The organism is Actinomadura physcomitrii (genome assembly GCF_008923205.2).
GTDB classification, from domain to species: domain Bacteria; phylum Actinomycetota; class Actinomycetes; order Streptosporangiales; family Streptosporangiaceae; genus Spirillospora; species Spirillospora physcomitrii.
The window spans coordinates 15,008-33,807 of the sequence record NZ_WBMS02000035.1 but is presented as its reverse complement, the minus strand read 5'-3'; the positions used below and the strand labels follow the sequence as shown (position 1 = coordinate 33,807).

At 74.4% G+C, this 18,800-nt stretch carries 18 protein-coding genes; 7 read left to right on the top strand and 11 right to left on the bottom strand.

Annotated elements, in window-relative coordinates; translation table 11 throughout:
* The first annotated feature begins 42 nt into the window (after positions 1 to 42).
* The 4 genes from F8568_RS33610 (at position 43) to F8568_RS33595 (ending at position 4,639) form a co-directional block, all read left to right on the top strand.
* A complete protein-coding gene (locus F8568_RS33610; RefSeq protein ID WP_151597728.1) occupies positions 43 to 1,401 on the top strand; it encodes a cytochrome P450 in 1,359 nt (452 codons plus the stop codon).
* A gap of 8 nt (positions 1,402 to 1,409) precedes the next feature.
* Positions 1,410 to 2,219, top strand: coding sequence for an SDR family oxidoreductase (locus tag F8568_RS33605; RefSeq protein WP_328601140.1), 810 nt, complete (start codon positions 1,410 to 1,412; stop codon positions 2,217 to 2,219).
* A 158-nt stretch (positions 2,220 to 2,377) separates the two neighbouring features.
* Positions 2,378 to 3,037, top strand: coding sequence for a TetR/AcrR family transcriptional regulator (locus F8568_RS33600; protein WP_151597726.1), 660 nt, complete (start codon positions 2,378 to 2,380; stop codon positions 3,035 to 3,037).
* Between the two features lie 75 nt (positions 3,038 to 3,112).
* Positions 3,113 to 4,639: a carboxylesterase/lipase family protein gene (locus tag F8568_RS33595; RefSeq protein ID WP_151597725.1), complete on the top strand. Its 1,527-nt coding sequence runs from the start codon at positions 3,113 to 3,115 to the stop codon at positions 4,637 to 4,639.
* 60 nt (positions 4,640 to 4,699) lie between these two features.
* On the opposite strand, the gene lhgO is transcribed toward F8568_RS33595, so the two are convergent.
* The 3 genes from lhgO to hisN form a co-directional block, all read right to left on the bottom strand.
* On the bottom strand, positions 4,700 to 5,878 hold the full coding sequence (gene lhgO / locus F8568_RS33590; RefSeq protein WP_151597786.1) for an L-2-hydroxyglutarate oxidase: 1,179 nt from the start codon (positions 5,876 to 5,878) through the stop codon (positions 4,700 to 4,702).
* Between the two features lie 44 nt (positions 5,879 to 5,922).
* The gene (locus F8568_RS33585) at positions 5,923 to 6,114 is read right to left on the bottom strand and encodes a hypothetical protein (protein WP_151597724.1); all 192 of its coding nucleotides are present in this window, start codon (positions 6,112 to 6,114) and stop codon (positions 5,923 to 5,925) included.
* 116 nt (positions 6,115 to 6,230) lie between these two features.
* Entirely contained in the window at positions 6,231 to 7,034 is an 804-nt protein-coding gene (gene hisN / locus F8568_RS33580; RefSeq protein WP_151597723.1) for a histidinol-phosphatase, read from the bottom strand.
* A 125-nt stretch (positions 7,035 to 7,159) separates the two neighbouring features.
* On the opposite strand from hisN, the gene F8568_RS33575 reads away from it, so the two are divergent.
* Positions 7,160 to 8,014 carry a hypothetical protein gene (locus F8568_RS33575; protein ID WP_151597722.1) on the top strand — a complete coding sequence of 285 codons (855 nt, stop codon included), beginning with the start codon at positions 7,160 to 7,162 and terminating at the stop codon, positions 8,012 to 8,014.
* Between the two features lie 63 nt (positions 8,015 to 8,077).
* On the opposite strand, the gene F8568_RS33570 is transcribed toward F8568_RS33575, so the two are convergent.
* The 6 genes from F8568_RS33570 to F8568_RS33545 form a co-directional block, all read right to left on the bottom strand.
* The gene (locus F8568_RS33570; RefSeq protein ID WP_160573862.1) at positions 8,078 to 9,673 is read right to left on the bottom strand and encodes a serine/threonine-protein kinase; all 1,596 of its coding nucleotides are present in this window, start codon (positions 9,671 to 9,673) and stop codon (positions 8,078 to 8,080) included.
* A gap of 68 nt (positions 9,674 to 9,741) precedes the next feature.
* Entirely contained in the window at positions 9,742 to 10,707 is a 966-nt protein-coding gene (gene rsgA, locus F8568_RS33565) for a ribosome small subunit-dependent GTPase A (protein ID WP_328601139.1), read from the bottom strand.
* A gap of 77 nt (positions 10,708 to 10,784) precedes the next feature.
* Positions 10,785 to 12,149, bottom strand: coding sequence for a 3-phosphoshikimate 1-carboxyvinyltransferase (gene aroA, locus F8568_RS33560; protein WP_151597719.1), 1,365 nt, complete (start codon positions 12,147 to 12,149; stop codon positions 10,785 to 10,787).
* 50 nt (positions 12,150 to 12,199) lie between these two features.
* Entirely contained in the window at positions 12,200 to 12,901 is a 702-nt protein-coding gene (locus tag F8568_RS33555) for an anti-sigma factor family protein (protein WP_151597718.1), read from the bottom strand.
* Positions 12,898 to 13,491, bottom strand: a complete 594-nt coding sequence (locus F8568_RS33550; RefSeq protein ID WP_151597717.1) for a sigma-70 family RNA polymerase sigma factor — start codon at positions 13,489 to 13,491, stop codon at positions 12,898 to 12,900. Before F8568_RS33550 ends, F8568_RS33555 begins: the two co-directional genes overlap by 4 nt.
* Positions 13,492 to 13,631: 140 nt before the next feature.
* Complete coding sequence (locus F8568_RS33545) at positions 13,632 to 14,672, bottom strand: DoxX family membrane protein (protein ID WP_151597716.1); 1,041 nt, start codon at positions 14,670 to 14,672, stop codon at positions 13,632 to 13,634.
* A gap of 229 nt (positions 14,673 to 14,901) precedes the next feature.
* Here F8568_RS33545 and F8568_RS33540 point away from each other — a divergent pair, with 229 nt between their 5' ends.
* Positions 14,902 to 15,696 carry an SOS response-associated peptidase gene (locus F8568_RS33540; protein ID WP_151597715.1) on the top strand — a complete coding sequence of 265 codons (795 nt, stop codon included), beginning with the start codon at positions 14,902 to 14,904 and terminating at the stop codon, positions 15,694 to 15,696.
* A gap of 75 nt (positions 15,697 to 15,771) precedes the next feature.
* Here the strand turns inward: F8568_RS33540 and tnpB are convergent, their stop codons facing one another.
* Entirely contained in the window at positions 15,772 to 17,097 is a 1,326-nt protein-coding gene (tnpB, locus tag F8568_RS33535) for an IS607 family element RNA-guided endonuclease TnpB (protein ID WP_236009773.1), read from the bottom strand.
* A gap of 153 nt (positions 17,098 to 17,250) precedes the next feature.
* On the opposite strand from tnpB, the gene F8568_RS33530 reads away from it, so the two are divergent.
* Positions 17,251 to 17,583: a TraR/DksA family transcriptional regulator gene (locus F8568_RS33530; RefSeq protein ID WP_151597713.1), complete on the top strand. Its 333-nt coding sequence runs from the start codon at positions 17,251 to 17,253 to the stop codon at positions 17,581 to 17,583.
* Between the two features lie 21 nt (positions 17,584 to 17,604).
* Here F8568_RS33530 and F8568_RS33525 read toward each other — a convergent pair whose 3' ends face one another.
* Positions 17,605 to 18,408 (bottom strand): class I SAM-dependent methyltransferase, encoded by an 804-nt coding sequence (locus tag F8568_RS33525; protein ID WP_328601138.1) that lies wholly within the window; start codon positions 18,406 to 18,408, stop codon positions 17,605 to 17,607.
* Between the last annotated feature and the right edge of the window lie 392 nt (positions 18,409 to 18,800).

The following is an 18,800-nucleotide window of genomic DNA, read 5'->3' as shown; positions in this document are numbered from 1 at the left end:
CGCCCTCGGTACCCCGGTCCGGGCGGCGCGTCCGGAGGGTTCATGACGAGCGTGCTCGCGCCGCCGCCGGAGGGCAGCGGCCTCAAGGCGGTCCCCGGCGTCCCCGGCATCCCGTACGTCGGCAGCACCCTCAGCGTGATGCGCGACCCCATCGGGATGGCCCGGCGCCGCTACGAGGAGTACGGCCCGATCGCGTGGGGCTGGCTGCTCGGCATGCGGACCTGCACCGTCCAGGGGCCGGAGGCCGCCGAGACCGTCCTGGTCAACCGGGACAAGGCGTTCGCCAACGGGCCCGCCTGGAGCTACTTCATCGGGCCGTTCTTCAACCGCGGCATCATGCTCCTCGACTTCGAGGAGCACCTGCACCACCGCCGCATCATGCAGCAGGCGTTCACCCGGCCACGGCTCCAGGCGTACATGGAGGCGATGGCGCCCGGCATCGTCCGCGGCGTCGAGGCGTGGGACGCCCGGTCCGGGTTCAAGGTCTACGACCACGTCAAGCAGCTCACCCTCGACCTCGCCACCGACGTGTTCATGGGCGTCGAGCTGGACCGCGCCGAGGCCGACCGGGTCAACGGCGCGTTCATCGACGCCGTCCGCGCCGGCACCGCCTACGTCCGGTTCAACGTCCCCGGCCTGCGCTGGAACAAGGGCCTGCGGGCCCGCAGGGAGCTGGAGGCGTTCTTCTACCACCACCTCCCCGGCAAGCGCCGCGACGGCGGGGACGACCTGTTCGCGGCGCTGTGCGAGGCGGAGACCGACGACGGCCAGCGCTTCACCGACGAGGACGTCGTCAACCACATGATCTTCGCGCTGATGGCGGCGCACGACACCACCACCATCACGCTCACCACGATGGCGTACTACCTCGCCAAGTACCCCGAATGGCAGGAGCGGCTGCGCGACGAGACGTTCGCGCTCGCCGGGCGGCTCGGCCGGCCGTCGCTGGAGTACGCCGACCTCGACGCGCTGACCGGCATCGACATGGTGATGAAGGAGTCGCTGCGGATGGTCCCGCCCGTCCCGGCGCTGCCGCGCCGGGTCGTCAAGGACACCTCGATCCTCGGCTACCACATCCCCGCCGGCACGACCGTCGTCGTCCCGATGCTCAGCAACCACCACATGGCCCAGTGGTGGAAGGACCCCGACACCTTCGACCCCGGGCGGTTCTCACCGGAGCGCCGCGAGGACAAGGTCCACAAGTACGCGTGGTCGCCGTTCGGCGGCGGCGCCCACAAGTGCATCGGCATGTACTTCGCGGGGATGCAGGTGAAGACGATCCTCCACCAGGTGCTGCAGCGGTACCGGTGGCGTGTGCCCGCGCGGTACGAATGGCCGCTGGACACCACGTCGCTGCCGTCCCCCAAGGACGGCCTGCCCGTCCGCCTGGACCGGATATAGGAGGCCCCGTGAGCAAGGTCATCGCGATCACCGGCGCGGCGCGCGGCATCGGCCTCGCGACCGCCCGCGCGCTCAAGGCCCGGGGCGCCGCCGTCGTGATCGGCGACATCGACGAGGCCGCCGTGAACGAGGCGGGCGAGTCGCTCGGCGTGGCCGCGTTCCCGCTGGACGTGACGGCGCGCGAGTCGTTCGAGGCGTTCCTCGCCAACGCCGAGGACGCCGCCGGGCCGCTGGACGTCCTGGTGAACAACGCCGGGATCATGCCGATCGGGCCCGTCACCGGGGAGAGCGACGCCGACGCCCGCCGCTGCCTGGACGTCAACGTGCACGGCGTGATGCTCGGCACGAAGCTGGCGCTGGGCCGGATGCTGCCGCGCGGGCGCGGACACGTGATCAACGTCGCGTCCGTCGCCGGGGTGCTGCCGACGCCGGGCCTCGCGCTCTACAACGCGAGCAAGTCGGCGGTCGTGGCGTTCACCGAGGCGGCGCGGCTGGAGGTCCAGGGCACGGGCGTGCACGTCAGCGCGGTGCTGCCGACGTTCACCAACACCGAGCTGATCGCGGGGACGCGCAGCCCGAAGGGGATGCGCAACTGCGAGCCGGAGGAGATCGCCGCCGCCGTCGCGGGCCTGATCGCGCGCCCGCGCCCCCAGGTCGTCGTCCCGAAGGCGCTCGGCCGCCGGATCAGGCTCGGCGCCCTGCTCCCGGACCGCCTGCGCCAGGCCGTCTCCCGCCGCTACGGCCTCGACACGCTCTTCCTCGACTACGACCCCGAAGCAAGGAAGCCCTACAACGCCCGAATCCGCTCCACCCCGTGACCCTCGTTGACTTGTGGCGGGGGGGGGGGTTTGGGTGGCCCCAAACACCCCCACCCCCCCCAACCAACCGGGGGGGGGGGGGGGGGCGCCCCCCCCCCCCCCCCCCCCCCCCCCCCCCCCACAACTCAACGTGGGGTGCGGGCGGTTAGGGTGCGTTCATGACCACGGACGCCTCGAGTGCCCGGCCGGCCGAGCGCGGTGACGGCGGGCTGCTCGCCCGGCTGTCCGGCCCCGCCGCCGACGGCGACGACCTGGACGTCCGGATCCTGGACGCCGCGCTGGCCGAGTTCGAGACCTACGGGCTGCGCCGGGTCAGCGTCGAAGACGTCGCGAAGCGCGCCGGCGTCGCGCGCACGACCATCTACCGGCGGTTCACCAACAAGGAGCAGCTGCTCCAGGCGGTGATCCTGCGCGAGTGCCGCCGCTTCCTGACCGGCATCGCCCGGGCGACCGAAGGCCTCGCCTCGCCCGAGGACGCGGTGGTCGAGGGGTTCGTCGCCGGTCTGCGGAGCGCCCGCACCCACCCGCTGATGACCCGCGTCCTGCAGAGCGAGCCGGAGGCGTTCCTGCCGCAGCTCAGCATGAACGGCGGCGCGGTGATGCTCGCCGCCCGCGACGTCCTCGCCGACCGGCTGCGCCGTGCCCGCCCCGACCGGGCCGACGAGCACAACGCCGTCGCCGAGGTGCTGCTGCGGGTCGCGGTGTCGCTGCTGCTGGTCCCCGGCGGCGGGCTCGCGCTGGACGACGAGGACGCCATCCGCGCGTTCGCCCGCGACTACCTCACCCGGATGCTGCGACCGGGGGAGGGCACCGGCTGAATCACCCGTTCCGTCCGGGCCGCCCGTCCCGTAGCCTCTGATTGTCGAATTTCGTTCTAGAATCGGAGGCGCGGCATGGCGGTCGTTCGGACGGCGTACGGCGAGGTTCGCGGCACCACCCGGGACGGCGTCACCGCCTTCCTCGGCATCCCCTACGCGGCGCCGCCCTTCGGCGCGAACCGGTTCGGGGCGCCGCAGCCGCCCGAGCCCTGGGACGGCGTCCGCGACGCCGCCGAGTACGGCCCGACCGCGCCCAAGCCCGGCTACCCGCGCCCCTTCGACCGGCTGCTGCCCGACCCGGTAGTCCCGGGCGACGACTGCCTCAACCTGAACGTCTGGACGCCTTGCTTCGCGGGGGGTACAGGGGGGTCGTCCCCCCTGAATGACGCGTCCCCGGAACCGGGCGGGTCCGGGCTGCCGGTCATGGTGTGGATCCACGGCGGCGCGTTCCGCAACGGTTCCGGCGCCGTCGGCGTCTACGACGGCCACAACTTCGCCCGCGACGGCGTCGTCTTCGTCAGCATCAACTACCGGCTCGGCGTCGAGGGCTTCGCGCACCTGCCGGGCGCCCCCGCCAACCGCGGGCTGCTCGACCAGATCTTCGCGCTGGAATGGGTCCGCGACAACATCGCCGGGTTCGGCGGCGACCCCGCCCGCGTCACGGTGTTCGGCGAGTCGGCCGGGGCGATGAGCGTCAGCACCCTGCTCTCCCTCGACCTCGGCCTGTTCCACCGCGCCATCGCGCAGAGCGGCGCCGGCTCCATCGCCCAGGACCCGGCGGACGCGCTGCTCGTCACCAAGGAGATGGCCGCGCGGCTCGGCGTCGAGCCGACCGCCGAGGGGTTCGCCGCGCTGGACCCGGCCGCGATCATCCCCGTCCAGTCCGCGGTGGCCGCCGAGGTCACCGCGCTGCCCGACCCCGGCCGCTGGGGCGCCACCACCGCCGCCGGCGGCATGTCGCTCACCCCGGTGCTGGACGGCGAGCTGCTCGCCCGCCGGCCCGAGGACGCGGTCGGCGACGGCGCCGGACGCGACGTCGACCTGCTCACCGGCTACACCTCCGAGGAGTTCCGGCTGTTCCTGATGCCGACCGGGATCGCCGCCGCCATGACCGACGACCTGGTGTCCGCCGCGACCGCCGGGATGGGCGTGCCGCCGGCGGTGGCGGCCGCCTACCGGGAGCGGCACCCCGGCGTCCCGCCCGGCGAGCTGATGGCGACGATCATCACCGACAGCCTGTTCCGGATCCCCGCGAACCGGCTCGCCGAACGGCACGCCGCGTCCGGCGGCACCGGCGGCACCTGGATGTACGAGTTCGGCTGGCGGTCCCCGAACCACGACCTCGGCGCCTGCCACGCCCTCGAACTCGGGTTCGTCTTCGACAACCTCACCGCCGAGCCCGAGGGCCTCGCCGGCCCGAACCCGCCGCAGGAGCTCGCCGACCGCATGCACCGCGCCTGGGTCTCCTTCGCCGTCGGCGGCGACCCCGGCTGGGACCGCTTCGACCCGTCCGGCCGGGCGGTGAAGCTCTTCGGCCACCCGTCCGACGAGATCGTCCACGACCCCCGCGCCGCCGACCGCAGGCTCTGGCCCGTCCGTTGACTTGCGGCGAGTCGTCGTTATGAGGCGTCCCATAACGACGACTCGCCGCAACTCAACGGGTCAGAGGCGGGCGGTGATGTGCTCGGCGATCGCCAGGGACGAGGTCGCGGCGGGCGAGGGGGCGTTGCGGACGGTCACGACCGGGCCGACGCGGCCGATGCGGAAGTCGTCCACCAGCGAGCCGTCCGGGTCGACCGCCTGGGCCCGGACGCCCGCGGGCGCGGCGACGACGTCGTCCAAGGTCAGTGAAGGGACGAAGCCGCGCGCCTGCGCGACGAACGCCCGCTTGACCGCCGATCCGTACAGCTCCTTCGCGCCGGTCCGCCAGTGCCGCAGCGCGAGCCGCCGGAAGCCGGGGAAGCACAGCGTCTCCCACAGGTCGGCGGGACGGACGTCGCGGCGCCGGTAGCCCTCCCGCGCCAGCGCCAGGACGGCGTTCGGGCCGACGTCGACGCCGCCGTCCACGCGGCGGGTGAAGTGGACGCCGAGGAACGGGTACCGCGGATCGGGCACCGGGTAGATCAGGCCGCGGACCAGGTCCGTCCGGGACGGGACGAGCCGGTAGTACTCGCCCCGGAACGGGACGATCGCGGGCTCGGCGGCGTCGCCCGCCAGCCGGGCCACCCGGTCGGACTGCAGGCCCGCGCACACGATCAGCAGGTCGAACAGCAGGTCCTCGTGCGGTGAGCCGACCCGGACGCGGTCGCCCGCCCGGCCGAGCCGGACGACCTCGAAGCCCAGCCGGACCTCGCCGCCGCCGGCGGTGACGTCGGCGGCGAACGCGCGCGCGACCGCCGGGAAGTCGACGATGGCGGTGCTCGGCGAGTGCAGCGCCGCGACCCCGGCGGCGTGCGGTTCGATCTCGCGCAGCCCGGCGCCCGTCAGCCGGCGCAGGCCCGGCACCCCGTTCGCGGTGGCGCGGCGCTCGATCTCCTCCAGCGGGCCTAGCTCGCTCGCGTCCCGCGCGACGACGACCTTGCCGCACTCCTCGTACGGCAGGCCCTTCTCCGCGCAGTAGTCCTTCAGCAGCCCGATGCCGCGGCGGCACAGGGTCGCCTTCAGCGACCCCGGCGCATAGTAGAGGCCCGCGTGGGCGACACCGCTGTTGTGGCCCGTCTGATGGGCCGCGACGCGGGCCTCCTTGTCCAGCACCGTCACGCGCGCGTCCGGCCGCGTCGCGGTCAGCCGCCGCGCGATGGCCAGCCCGAGGATCCCGGCCCCGACGACACCGATCCGCATCTCCGCCACGGGCGAATGCTACGGCGTGCCGGGCCGGGCCCGGATCAGCCGCCCAGCCGCTTGCGGCCCTGCGCGCGGACGCGCTTGCGCTGCGACGGGTCGAGCATCAGGTAGCCGGCGAGCGGCGCCCCGAGGACGCCCAGGATGATCAGCAAGCTCAGCCACCACGGGAAGATGAACAGGGTCAGGAAGCCGACGACGACTCCACCGATCACTACCTTGGTCTTGGTCGACATCTGGTACCTCCGTTTACGGGCCGCCCATCTGTTACAACGGCCGTCCCGCGACCGCTGTTCCACGATATGTCGCGAGTCCGGTGCGAAGCCAGTCGCCGGACGCGCGGCGGCGGCCGTCAGACGCGCAGCGACAGCTGCCCGCCGCCCAGCGTGCGCAGCACCTCCGCGTGCAGCCGGCCGTTCGTGCACACCACGCTGCCGCCGTCCGGGCCCGGCACCCCCGACAGGTCGGTGAACATCCCGCCCGCCTCCTCCACGATCACCTGGAGGGCGGCGAGGTCCCACAGCGACACCTCCGGCTCGGTGGAGATGTCGATCGCGCCCTCCGCGACCATCATGTGCGACCAGAAGTCCCCGAACGCCCGCGTCCGCCACACCTGCCGCGTCAGGTCCAGGAAGTGGGGGAGGCGGCCCTGCGCCTCCCAGCCGCTCAGGCTGGAGAACGACAGCGACGCGTCCGACAGCTCCGTCACCGCCGACACCGTCATCCGGGTCGCGCGGGTCAGGGAGCGGCCCGTCCAGGCGCCGCCGCCGCGCGCCGCCCACCAGCGCCGGTTCAGCGACGGCGCCGACACCACCCCGACCACGATCTCGTCGTTCTCCATCAGCGCGATCAGCGTCGCCCACACCGGCACGCCCCGCACGAAGTTCTTCGTGGCGTCGATCGGGTCGATGATCCAGCACCGGTTGCCGTACCCGGTGCGGCCGTACTCCTCGCCGAGCACCGCGTCCCGCGGCCGGGCCCGCTTCAGCGTGCCGCGGATCTGCTCCTCCACGCTGCGGTCGGCGTCGCTGACCGGCGTCAGGTCCGGCTTGGTCTCGACGCTCAGGTCGAGGGCGCGGAAACGCCTGGTCGTGATGTCGTCGGCCCCGTCCGCCAGCACGTGCGCGAGACGCAGGTCATCGGAATAGCCCGCCACGGCGTGCCACGCTACCGCGATCACACCCCGCACCGACACACTCACCCGGGGCCGTTGCGGCATTCCGGTCCGCCCGTGAGGCGCGGCGGCCGGTGCCGGACGCGGGCACCTGGCAGCATGGGCGCATGGCCCACGACCTACCCGGGTGGGTCGCCGAGCTCACCGACCCGCGCCGCGCGCGGACGCTCGACGAGTTCGCCGACCGCCTCGTCCCCCTGGCCGAGCACGCCATCGACGTCTCCCGCCGGCTGCAGGCGCAGCTCAACGAGCTGAACGACCCGTTCAAGCGGGAGGCCCTGTACGGGCGGGTGGAACGGCTGAAGGCCCGGGCCGGCGAGGCGCTCGAGGAGATCACCACGGAGATCGCCGCGTCCGGCGACGAGCGACTCGAACGGCTCTGGGCGGACTGGACGGAGCGCGCCGGCGCCGGCGCCCGCGAGGAGGAGCTGCGCCGCCGGCTCGACCGCGACGTCGTCCCGGTGCTGTCCCGCAGCCGCCGGGACGTGGCCGAACGGGTCGCCGCCCGCACCTCCGCCGCGCTGGACGAGGCGACGCGGACCCTGCTCACCCGGGTCGAGGAGCTCGCCCGGGCCGTCACCGACCTGATCACCGAGGTGCTGCCGCTGGCCCGCGAGGGGCTGGCGCTCGCCGGCCGCATCTCCGGCCTGTCCGCGCAGGCCCGCAAGGCGGGGCGCGGCCCGATCCCCGGCGAGCTGAAGGAGGCCGGCGCCGGGACGGCCCGCGCGTTCGACGAGGCCGTCGCGCGGCTGGAGCTGGAGTGGGCCGCGCTCGGCGCCCGGTCCGCGAGCGTGCGGGCCGCGCTGCGCGCCGCCGAGGAGAGCGCGTTCAGCCACGTCACCGAGGAGATGACCCGGTGCGTGGAGGAGCTGGCGCCCGAGCACGTCCGGGCCCTGAACGAGGCCGAGGCGCGGGCCCGCGCCCTGTTCGGCGACCCGCCGGACGACGGCGCCGGCCGCTGATCCTTCCGGCGTCCGGCCGTGGCCGACCGGGCCGGTCGCACGGGCCGGGCCGGCCCCGGGTCGTCAGCCGGGCGCGCGGAAAGTGTTGAGAAGCGTTGTGTAGGCGGGCACGGTCGCGTTCCAGTGCGCCTGGTCGGCCGCCGCGAGCACCTGGTACAGCGCGCCGTCGAATCGGAACACCCGCACGCGGGCGCGGCTCGGCGTGCCGTTCTGCGTGAACGTGAACTCGATCTCCGCCGCGTTATCGCCGTGGTAGGGGACCTTCCGGTTGAAGTACACCTGGTGGTAGTCGGTGTAGCCGGTGCCCTTGTCGTCGAAGCCCTGCGCCGCTGAGGCGAGCGCGTCCCCGGGGTCGGTGCCGAGCAGGCCGGTGTTCACCCGCTGGACGGCGACGCCCTGGGTCGCGTCCTTCCCGGGGGCCCTGAACGTGACGTCCTCGCCGGACTCGTCCGCTGTCCAGTCCTTCGGGACGGCCGCCACGAACGCCGACCCCCTGTACGCGCGGTACCCGGCCGGAACGCCGGGGCCGGAGGCGCCGGACGGCGGCGTGCGGGTGCTCGGCGTGCCGCCCGGGCCGTTGCCGCCGCCGTCGACGAAGACCGCCAACACCACGGCCGCCGCGACCAGCGCGACCGCGAAGATCCCCGCCGGGACGATCAGCTCCCACCGCCGCCGCGGTCGGGGCGGCGGGGCCGGGGCCGGGTGCGGCGACGGCCCGGGAACCGGCATCGGAGCGGGTCGCGGGGGCGGGGGAGCGTTGCCGGGCGGCATCGTCTCCGCGCCGCCCTCGCCCATGGTGGCGTCGAGCCGCCGCGGCTCCGGGTTCGGCTGCGGCGGCGCGTGCGCCCCCTGCGGGACCGCCGCCGCGCGCAGCAGCCGTTCGGTCTCGTCGTAGCCGAGGCGGTCGCGCGGATCCCGGCGGAGCAGCCCGTGCAGGACGGGCTCCAGCGCGCCCGCGCCGACCGTCGGGTCGGGGTCGTCCTGGAGCAGCGCGCCCATCAGGGCGTAGATGTCCGGGCGGTCGTACGGGCGGCGGCCCTCGACCGCCGCGTAGAGCGTGGCGCCCAGCGACCACAGGTCCGACGCCGCGGTGGCGTCCTCGCGGCGGGCCTGCTCGGGCGACAGGTAGGCCGGGGAGCCGACGATCGCGCCGGTCTGGGTGAGCGCCTCGTCCCCGGCGATGGTGGCGACGCCGAAGTCGGTGAGCACCGCCCGCTCCTCGGTGAGCAGGACGTTCGCCGGCTTCACGTCGCGGTGCACGACGCCCTTGGCGTGCGCGGCCCGCAGCGCGCCCAGCAGGTCCAGCCCGATCCGCGCCACCCGGTCCGGCGCGAGCGGCCCGTCCCGCCGGACCACCGCGTCCAGCGCGGGCGCGGGCACCAGCCGCATGACGATCCAGGGGCGGCCGTCCTCGTTCACGACGTCGTGCACGGTCACGATGCCGGGGTGGTCGAGCAGCGCCGCCGACTGCGCCTCCCGCATCGTCCGCGCGTACATCCGCTCGGTCTGCGTCCCGTCCAGGCCGCGCGGCGGGGACACCTCCTTGATCGCCACCTCGCGGCGCAGCACCGTGTCGCGGGCGCGCCAGACCACGCCCATCCCGCCGCGGCCGAGCTCCTCCAGGAGCTCGTAGCGGCCCTCGTCGATCGTGCGCGGCATGCAGGCGACGATACCGACGTACCACCCGGAGTGAAGAGCCGTTTCCGCCCGGTTCGCGGGGCCGGCGGCTACTCCGGCTCGCCCTCCCGGCTGGCGAGCAGCCGGCGCAGCGAGTCCAGCCGGGCCCGGCTGGCGTGCCCGTCCTCGACCCATCCGTCCAGGCCGCAGGACTCCTGCAGGTGGTCGCAGAGCGGCGGGCAGCGCTCCGCCGCGCCCTCCGCGAGGTCCTCGAACGCGTTGATCACGTTCTCCGGTTCGACGTGCGCCAGGCCGAAGCTGCGCACCCCCGGGGTGTCGATGATCCAGCCGTCGCCGCCGGGCAGCTCCAGCGCGATCGCCGACGACGAGGTGTGCCGGCCCCGCCCGGTCACCGCGTTGACATGGCTGACGGCCCGCTCCGCGTCCGGGACCAGCGCGTTCACCAGCGTCGACTTGCCGACGCCCGAGTGCCCGACGAGCACGCTCATCCGTCCCGACAGGTGCCCGCGCAGCTCGTCGAGGTCGCCGCCGCGCCGCGTCACCACGTACGGGACGCCGAGCGGCGCGTACTCGGCGACCAAGCCGCCCGGGTCGGCGAGGTCGGCCTTGGTGAGGCACAGCAGCGGGTCCATCCCGGCGTCGTAGCCGGCGACGAGCTGCCGGTCGATCATCCGGGGGCGCGGCTCCGGGTCGGCCAGCGCCGTCACGATCACCAGCTGGTCGGCGTTCGCGACGATGATCCGCTCGAACGGGTCGGTGTCGTCGGCCGTGCGGCGCAGCGAGGACACCCGCGGCTCCACCCGGACGATCCGGGCGAGGGTGTCCTGCGCGCCGGACACGTCCCCGACGAGCGCGACCCGGTCGCCGACCACGACGCCCTTGCGGCCGAGCTCGCGGGCGCGCATCGCGACGACGGCCCGCTCGTCGCGGGTCCCGCCGTCCACGAGGACGCGGTACCGGCCGCGGTCCACCGCCGTCACGAACCCGGCGGAGGCGTCGTCGTGCGCCGGGCGGCGGCGGGTCCGCGGGCGCGACCCGCGGCGCCCGGGCCGCACCCGGACGTCGTCCTCGTCGTAGTCCTGTACTCGTCGTGCCAGTGGTCCGGTCTCCGTTCTTCAGCCGGCGCGCCCTGTCAGGCGGACGCCAGCATCGACGCCCACAGCTCCGTGAAGCCCGGCAGCGTCTTGCCCACCGTGCCGGGATTCTCCACCTCGACGCCGGGGACGGCCAGCCCCAGCACGGCCGCGGCCATCACCATCCGGTGGTCGTCGTAGGTGCGGAAGACGCCGCCGTGCAGCGGGCGCGGCCGGATCTCCAGACCGTCCGGCAGCTCCCGGGCGTCCCCGCCGAGCCCGTTGATCTCGGTGACCAGCGCCGCCAGCCGGTCGGTCTCGTGGCCGCGCAGGTGCGCGATGCCGGTCAGCCGGGACGGGCCGTCGGCGAGCGCGGCGAGCGCCGCGAGCACCGGGGTCAGCTCGCCGACGTCGTGCAGGTCGGCGTCCAGCCCGCCGAACCCGCCGGCGCCGCGGACGGTCAGCCCGCCGGGGCCGGGCGCCGCGTCCGCGCCCATCCGGGCGAGCAGGTCGCGCAGCGCGTCGCCGGGCTGGTCGGTGTCGGACGGCCAGTCCGGGACGGTGACGCGCCCGCCGGTGACGAGGGCGGCGGCCAGGAACTGGGCGGCGTTCGACAGGTCGGGCTCGATCAGCCACTCGCCGCCGCGGACGGGCCCCGGCGCGACCCGCCACACGTCGGTGCCGGTCTCGACCGTCACGCCGCGGTCGCGGAGCATCCGGACGGTCATCGCCAGGTGCGGCGCGGACGGCACCGGCGGCCCCTCGTGCCGGACCTCCACGCCCTTGCCGAACCGCGGCGCGGCCAGCAGCAGCCCGGACACCAGCTGCGACGACCCGGATGCGTCGATCGTGACCGGGCCGCCGTCGACGGCGCCGGTCCCGTGCACGGTGAACGGCAGCGCGCCGCGCCCGCCGTCGTCGACGGACACGCCGAGCGCCCGCAGCGCGCTGATCATCGGACCCATCGGCCGCTTGCGGGCGTAGGGGTCGCCGTCGACGGCGACCTCGCCCGCCGCGAGCGCCGCGACGGGCGGGACGAACCGCATCACCGTCCCGGCGAGCCCGGTGTCCACCCGTGCCGGCCCGCGCAGCTCCTGCGGCACGGTCCGCCAGTCGGCGGCGTCCTTCTGGGGGGACGCCCCCCCAGACCCCCCGGCAACGGCGGCGTCCTTCTGGGGGGACGACCCCCCAGACCCCCCGGCAACGGCTTTTGAGTCCGCACCGATGCTCGCCCCGAGCGCGCGCAGCGCGTCCGCCATCAGCTCGGTGTCGCGGCTGTGCAGTGGCCGGACGATGCGGACCGGTTCCTCGGCGAGCGCCGCCAGGATCAGCGCACGGTTCGTCATCGACTTGGAGCCGGGCAGCCGGACCGTGGCGTCGACCGGGCCGTCGGCCACCGGGGCGTTCCAGTGCGGAGAGGGCATGCCCCAAGGTTATCGGGCGGCCCAGGGGACGGCGCGAACCGTTCCGGGAGTCAGAGCGGGATGGTCAGCAGTGTCGTCCCGCTGCCGTCCACCACCACCTGGAAGCGGCTGATCTCGGTGCGCGACAGCGCCGTCGCGCCCTGCATCGCGAGCGGCTTCGGGGACCCGGGGACGCCGTACCCGGGCGCGGGCACGCGCCAGCCGCCGACGACCGACCGCGCCCCCGACGTCGACACCGCCTCGAGATGGCACTTCAGCGGGCCCTTGACCTTGGTCAGCTCGAACGTGACCTGCGTGCCCCACTTCTTGTTCACCAGCCCGACGGTGCCGGACGCGCCGCTCCGCGCGTCCGTCGCCTGGTGCCGCTCCCCGACGATCGCCTGCGGCTGCGGCTGCGGTTTCGCTCCGTCGTCGTCGCCCAGCGTCGTCCCGACGCCGACCCCGATCGCCACCAGCGCCGCCGCGGCCGCCGCGCCCGCCCCGTAGGCGACGCGCCGCATCCGCCGGTCCCGCGCCCGCCTGCGCCGGACCATGTCGATCACCGGCGCCGGCGGCCGCGCCGGTTCGCCCGGGGGCTCGGCCTCCACGGGGTCGATTCCGGAGAGCGCCTGTGCCATCGAGCCCATCTCCTGCAGCTCGGCCTGGCAGAAGCCGCACCCCCGCAGATGCGCCTCGAAGGCCCGCCGATCGTCGGCTTCGAGGAGCCCGAGCGCGTAGGCGCCGACATCGGTGTGCTCGACCTGGGAACTCACGAGTTCACCCCCCTCTCCTCCAGGGCGACGCGCAGCGCGCGCAGCGCGTAGTACACCCGGGACTTCACCGTCCCCACCGGTATCCCGAGGTGCTCGGCCGCCTGGTTGACCGTCCGGTCGCGCAGCACCGTCTCGGTCAGCGCCTGGCGGTGCGCGGGCGACAGCGAGGCCAGCGCCTCGGTCACCACGACCTTGCGCAGCAGGGCGTCCATCTCGTCCGCCATCGGGAGGTTCTCCAGGGGGGCGTCACCGACCTCGGGCGGCCGGACGTCGCGGTGCCGACGGTCGTCGATCACGATACGCCGCGCGACCGTGGCCAGCCAGGGCATCAGCGAGGTCGACCGGACGTCCAGCCGGTCCGCGCTGCGCCACGCCCGGATCATCGTCTCCTGCGCCACGTCCTCCGCCCACTGCCGGTCGCCGCCGGTCAGCCGCAGCACGAACGACATCAGCGGCCGCTGGTACTCCCGGTACAGCTCCGCCACGAGATCCTCGCCGGACGGGGCGGGGGGCGGGGGGCCGCCCGGACCCGGCCTGCGGAGCAGGCTCCGCAGGCCGCCGGTCCGGCGGGTCGATCCGGGTGCTGCCATGGCCGGGCGTCTCCGTGTCGGTCGGGGACCCAGGTAGCGGGCGGTCACCAGGCAGTACGCGACCAGTCCGGCTCGCGGTTCAACGGATTTGAGGGCGCGTTAAGGCTGCCTTCGGGAAACCGTCACCCGGGTCGGTCCGCTCAGTGCCTGACGGCCTGCAGCACCTTGCCGGCCTGCGCCGCCGTGCCGGTCCCGACCGTCTTGCCGGCCTTCGCGGCGCGGGCCGCCTGCGCGGCGGTCTGCGCCTTCACCGTCCTGCCGGCCTGGGACGCCATCCCCTGCGCCTTGCCGGCCCTGCCCGCGGCCTTGCCGCCCATCAGCCCGAGCCTGCCGCCCTTCTTGGACGCCTTGCCGAGCTTGAGGCCGCCCACGAGCGCGCCGCCCCTGCCGGAGGCCTTCCCGGACGCGCGGCCCAGCTTCCTGCCGAGCTTCGCGCCGCCGCCCCTGCCGGACTTCGCCGCCTTCGCGGCCTGCGTCACCGCGCCCGCCTTGATGGACTTGCCGGCCTGCGCCATCGCCCCGGACGCCTTGCCGGACGCCTTGCCCGCCTTCGCGGACGCCTTGCCCAGCTTCGCGCCGAGCGCGGCACCGCCGCCGCCGGTCTTGGCCGCCTTGCGGGCGGCCTTCCGCCCGCCCTCCGCGCGGGCCACCCGGACCTGCCGGGCCGCCTCGCGGCGCGCCTCCCGCAGCGTCATCGCGGCCTCGCGGCGCATGGCCTTGGCCTCGGCGCCCGCCCTGATCTGCGACTCGCGCGCGGCGCGGCGCAGCTCGGCGAGGCGCGGGGGGCGCCGGGGCTCGGTCGCCGAGATCAGCAGCGCGCCGAACAGCGCGGCGTTCTTCACCAGGTGGGTGCGCTCCTCGGCGCGGCGGTCGGGGTCGTCCTCGGTCCAGTAGCGGTGCTCGGTCGCGAGGGCGGGCACCATCTGCGCGGCGAGCAGCAGCGTCGTCAGCCGCCGGAACTTGCCGAGGACGAGCAGCGCGCCCGTGCCGACGCTGATCGCGCCCTCGATCCGGACGAGGGTCTCGGGGTCCTTCGGCATCCAGTCGATCCGGTCGGCGATCGGTTTCACCGACGGCCCGACCTGCTCGGCGCGCGGGCGCGGATCGCGGACCGCCTCCAGACCGGTCATGATGAACGGGGCCGCCACCAGGGGGCGGGCCAGGGTCTCGATGGGTCGCATGACCCGCTACATGCCCGGCAGAAGCGGCCTCAAGCACCCGGGTAAGGCGACGCTCGGGCTGCTGCGTGTTGCGGACCCCGTCGCCGTGGAGCGGGCGGTCCGGCTAATGGAGGAGAGCGGCGGGCGCGGAGAAGGTCCGACCGGCCTCGTAGGCTCCCGGTGAGGGCTCCCGTGGCCGCCGTGATCGCGGCGCCCGCTCCGGAAAGGTTCGGCGAAGGAGGTCAGCGCCATGTGCGGTCGATACGCCACCACCCGCGCGCGTCAGGAGCTGCTGGACGAGTTCCAGGTGCAGGTCGACGCGGCCGGCGGGGAGATCCAGCCCGACTACAACGTCGCCCCGACGAAGCAGGTCCCGGCGGTGCTCAGCCGGCGGCCGAAGGACGCCCCGGAGGACGAGGAGGCGGTGCGGCAGCTCCGGACGCTGCGCTGGGGGCTCGTCCCGTCGTGGGCGAAGGACCTGTCGATCGGCTCCCGCATGATCAACGCGCGGGTCGAGACCGTCCACGAGAAGCCGTCGTACCGGCGGGCGTTCGCCAGGCGGCGCTGCCTGCTGCCCGCGGACGGCTACTTCGAGTGGTACACGCTGCAGAATGCCGGCGACCCGGCCGAGGGCGAGAAGAAGGCGAAGAAGAAGCCGCAGAAGCAGCCGTTCTTCATCCGCCCCAAGGACGGCGGCGTGATGGCGATGGCGGGGCTCTACGAGCTGTGGAAGCCGCGCGGCGACGAGGACGCCGACTGGCTGTGGACGTGCACGGTGATCACCACGAACGCGCCCGACGACCTCGGCCGCATCCACGACCGGATGCCGATGGTCGTCCGGCCCGACCAGTGGGACGCCTGGCTCGATCCCGAGCTGACCGAGCCGGAGCGGGTGCGGGGACTGCTGGTCCCCGCGATGGCGGGCACGATGGACGCCTTTCCGGTGTCGAAATTGGTCAACAGCGTGAAAAACAACGGCCCGGAACTCATAGAACCGTCCAGCGATGGGGATAGTTCCGGTGACCGTTCCGGCGCGCTGTTCTGACGCCGCCGCCCCGGCCCTTCCCGGTTCCGGCGGCCGGAGCCGACGCTCCCGTCCGCGGGCTTTGCCCGGAGACCGTTACCTGGGATGTGAGCGGATGTGAGTATCCGTTCTCCAGACAGCCGTCGCTTGCGCGGCGGCGGTCCCGGTCTGATCCACGCGGGGCGTGGTGCCGGGTTCCTGTTTCGCGGGCGGTTGCCCGGCGGGGCCGGGTCTGACATCGCCTCCACAGGCGTTTTGTCTCTCCGCCCCACTGGCGGCGAGGTCACGCAGGTTGGTCGCGGCATTGACATCGCGGTCCAAGGCCAGGCCGCACGCGTCGCACCGGAACGTCCGCTCGGACAGCGACAGGCTTGGCTTTCGCCCACCGCAGGCCGAGCAAATCTTGGAGGAGGGGAACCAGCGGTCGGCGACCAGCAGCCGTCCGCCCCTCCAACCGGTCTTGTAGGAAAGCATGCGCCGGACGGCCCCGAAACCTTGGTCGGCGACGGCGCGGGCGAGCCGCCGGTTGGCGAGCATGCCGGTGACGTTGAGGTCTTCGACCACGACGGTCTCGTAGCGGGCGGCCAGGTGCGTGGTGGCCTTGTGCAGCGTGTCGGTGCGCATGTTGGTGACGCGGGCGTGGTGGCGGGCGAGCCGTCCGGCGGCCTTGGCGCGGTTGGCCGACCCGTGCTGGGTGCGCGAGTGGGCTTTGCTCAGCCGCTGGAGTTTGCGCAGCCCTGCCCGCAGCGCCTTGGGCCCCGCGATCTCGGTCACGGCACCGTGGTTGTCGACGGTGGTCAGCAGAGTCGTGACGCCCAGGTCGACGCCCACGGCGCTGCCCGGCCTGGCATGCCGCTCCGGGACGTGCCGGTCGACCTGGACGGTGAAGGAGACGTACCAGCGGTGCGCGGTCCGCGACACCGTCACCGACAGGATCCGCGCCGTCCCGTTCTCGATCCGGCGGGCGAGTTTGCGGGTGGAGTCGTGGGTGGCGATCGTGCCCAGGCGCGGCAGCGTCACCGTCCGGCCGCTGCAGCGCATTGCACCGGTGCAGAACCGGAAGGAGTCGCGGCACCGGTCGCGCTTCTTGAACCGGGGGAACCCCGGACGCCGCCCCTTGCGGGTGCCCTTGCGGGACCGGACGAACTCGCGCAGCGCCCGGTCCAGGTCCCGGAACGCCTCCTGGTAGACGCACTTGGAGTTCTCGCCCCACCACCCCAGCGTGGGGTCGGTTTTCTTCACCTGGTTCCACAGCCGGTGCAACTCGGCGCCCGACCACCATCTGCCCTCGGCGTCGTAGCGGTCCCGGCAGGCGGCCAGGCCCCAGTTCCACGCGAACCGGGCCGCGCCCGCATGCGAGCGCAACGCCCGCGCCTGCGCGGGGGTGGGGTCCAGCGCGAACCGGTACGCCTGCGTCACCATCACGCCCCGCACCGTAACCGGGACCACCGACAAAACCCACGCGACCTGCCCCGGGGGCCGACAGGACTCAGATGACACATACGCACAGACATGCAGATTTTTCCGCATTTCAGTCAACAGTCCCACACCCCCACCGGGAGGAGTTCGGACCTCGTGGACGCAGCCGCCGCCCGTTCCCGACTGGAGATGATGGTCGAGGATTTGGATCGGTCCATCGCCATTCTGCGGGGGGAGAGCCCGGAGCGCGACCATTCCGCGGCGGACGCCGGCTCCGGCCTTTCCGACCGCGACCGCGTCGAGGCCGCGCTCGACTCCCTGCGCCGGCACCGCGCCGCCGTCCAGGCCGCCCTCGACCGCGTCGCCGCCGGCACCTACGGGCGGTGCGTCGGCTGCGGCGCGCCCGTCCCCGAAGGGCGCCTGGAGGCCCGTCCCGACGCCGCCAGGTGCGTCCCGTGCCAGGCCCGGCACGACCGCCGCGGACGCTAGGAAAGGCCCCCAGACGCCGTCCTAGACGCGCTTGGCGCTGGCCAGGAGGTGGAAGCCCAGCGACTCGTCCCCGGGCGGGGCGTTCAGCTCGGTCCGGACGAGGCGCGGCAGCGCGTCCGGCGACGAGGACAGCACGTGCTCCACCGTCGACGGGGACAGCGCCGTGCGCGGCCGGATCCACGAGACCTCGAGCCCGACCTCGGCGAGCAGCTCGCGGAGCTGGTCGGCGCCGAAGCAGCGGGTGATCGTCCCGTCCGGCCACGGCACCAGCACGACCTCCGCGCTCGGCACGTCCGACAGGTGCGCCCAGTGGCTCTGCTCGGCCAGCAGCGCCATCCCGAGCGTCAGCGAGTCCACGCACAGCAGCACCCGCCCGCCGGGCCGCAGCACCCGCGCGATCTCCGCGATCGTCTCCTCGGTGGCCAGGTGCCGCGACAGCACCCGGTTCTCGGCGAGGACGGCGTCCATGGACGCGCCGCCGAGGAAGGCCAGCGACCCCGAGTCCCCGAAGACCTTGGTCGTCGCGGGGCCCGGCCCGGACGCCCCGCCGCACGCCGTCCCCGCCGCGAGCGCCCCGGCCGTGCGGCGCTCCAGCAGCGGGTCGCGGACCTCGATCACGGTGTGCCCGGCCTCCGCGGCCCGCTCGGCGCAGCGCCCGTGATCGCCGGAGATGTCGAGGACGCGCGACGGCCTGCGCGGCAGCCAGCGCGCCAGCTGCGCGTCGGCCACCGCCCAGTAGAACCTCCAATAGCGCGCCAGGGCGTCGCCCTCCGTGGGGGAGTCGCGCAGGCTGGCGATGGTGGGCTCGGGAGGTCGCGCCGGCACCGGTAGCAACGGTTGCTCCTGTTCTCGCCGTGTATGTGAGTTCTTCCCCGCCAGGGCCCGGTCATCACCCTCCGTGCAGGGCCGGGCGGGGTCGGCCCGGTCCGCTCGGGGACGTCCGGAACCTTTTCCGCGCGCGGCTCCCGGTCGGGGAATCGGCGGGCGCGTCCCGGCGTTGCACCGTCTCATAAGCGTCCGCATGCGCGGTGCGGCCCGACCGGACCGCGCCCCCCGCGCCCGAGCGGCGACGGACGAGCAGAGCGATGGACGAGCACACAGCGGAGGTGCAGGCCGATGACCACAGCCGTTGCCGATTACCCGCGCGGCGCGGGGGTAGTCTCCCCGCCCGGTGGCGCGCGCGCCCCCAAGGGCGTGATGAGGCAGCGCGGCCCGAT

Excerpts from the sequence above, each read along its gene's own strand:
- F8568_RS33550 (WP_151597717.1), bottom strand. The coding sequence starts at position 13,491 with ATGGCAGCACCCGGATCGACCCGCCGGACCGGCGGCCTGCGGAGCCTG.
- F8568_RS33540 (WP_151597715.1), top strand. The coding sequence starts at position 14,902 with ATGTGCGGTCGATACGCCACCACCCGCGCGCGTCAGGAGCTGCTGGAC.
- tnpB (WP_236009773.1), bottom strand. The coding sequence starts at position 17,097 with ATGGTGACGCAGGCGTACCGGTTCGCGCTGGACCCCACCCCCGCGCAG.
- F8568_RS33570 (WP_160573862.1), bottom strand. The coding sequence starts at position 9,673 with ATGCCGCGCACGATCGACGAGGGCCGCTACGAGCTCCTGGAGGAGCTC.
- F8568_RS33585 (WP_151597724.1), bottom strand. The coding sequence starts at position 6,114 with ATGTCGACCAAGACCAAGGTAGTGATCGGTGGAGTCGTCGTCGGCTTC.
- lhgO (WP_151597786.1), bottom strand. The coding sequence starts at position 5,878 with ATGCGGATCGGTGTCGTCGGGGCCGGGATCCTCGGGCTGGCCATCGCG.
- F8568_RS33595 (WP_151597725.1), top strand. The coding sequence starts at position 3,113 with ATGGCGGTCGTTCGGACGGCGTACGGCGAGGTTCGCGGCACCACCCGG.
- aroA (WP_151597719.1), bottom strand. The coding sequence starts at position 12,149 with ATGCCCTCTCCGCACTGGAACGCCCCGGTGGCCGACGGCCCGGTCGAC.
- F8568_RS33610 (WP_151597728.1), top strand. The coding sequence starts at position 43 with ATGACGAGCGTGCTCGCGCCGCCGCCGGAGGGCAGCGGCCTCAAGGCG.
- F8568_RS33575 (WP_151597722.1), top strand. The coding sequence starts at position 7,160 with ATGGCCCACGACCTACCCGGGTGGGTCGCCGAGCTCACCGACCCGCGC.
- F8568_RS33545 (WP_151597716.1), bottom strand. The coding sequence starts at position 14,672 with ATGCGACCCATCGAGACCCTGGCCCGCCCCCTGGTGGCGGCCCCGTTC.
- F8568_RS33600 (WP_151597726.1), top strand. The coding sequence starts at position 2,378 with ATGACCACGGACGCCTCGAGTGCCCGGCCGGCCGAGCGCGGTGACGGC.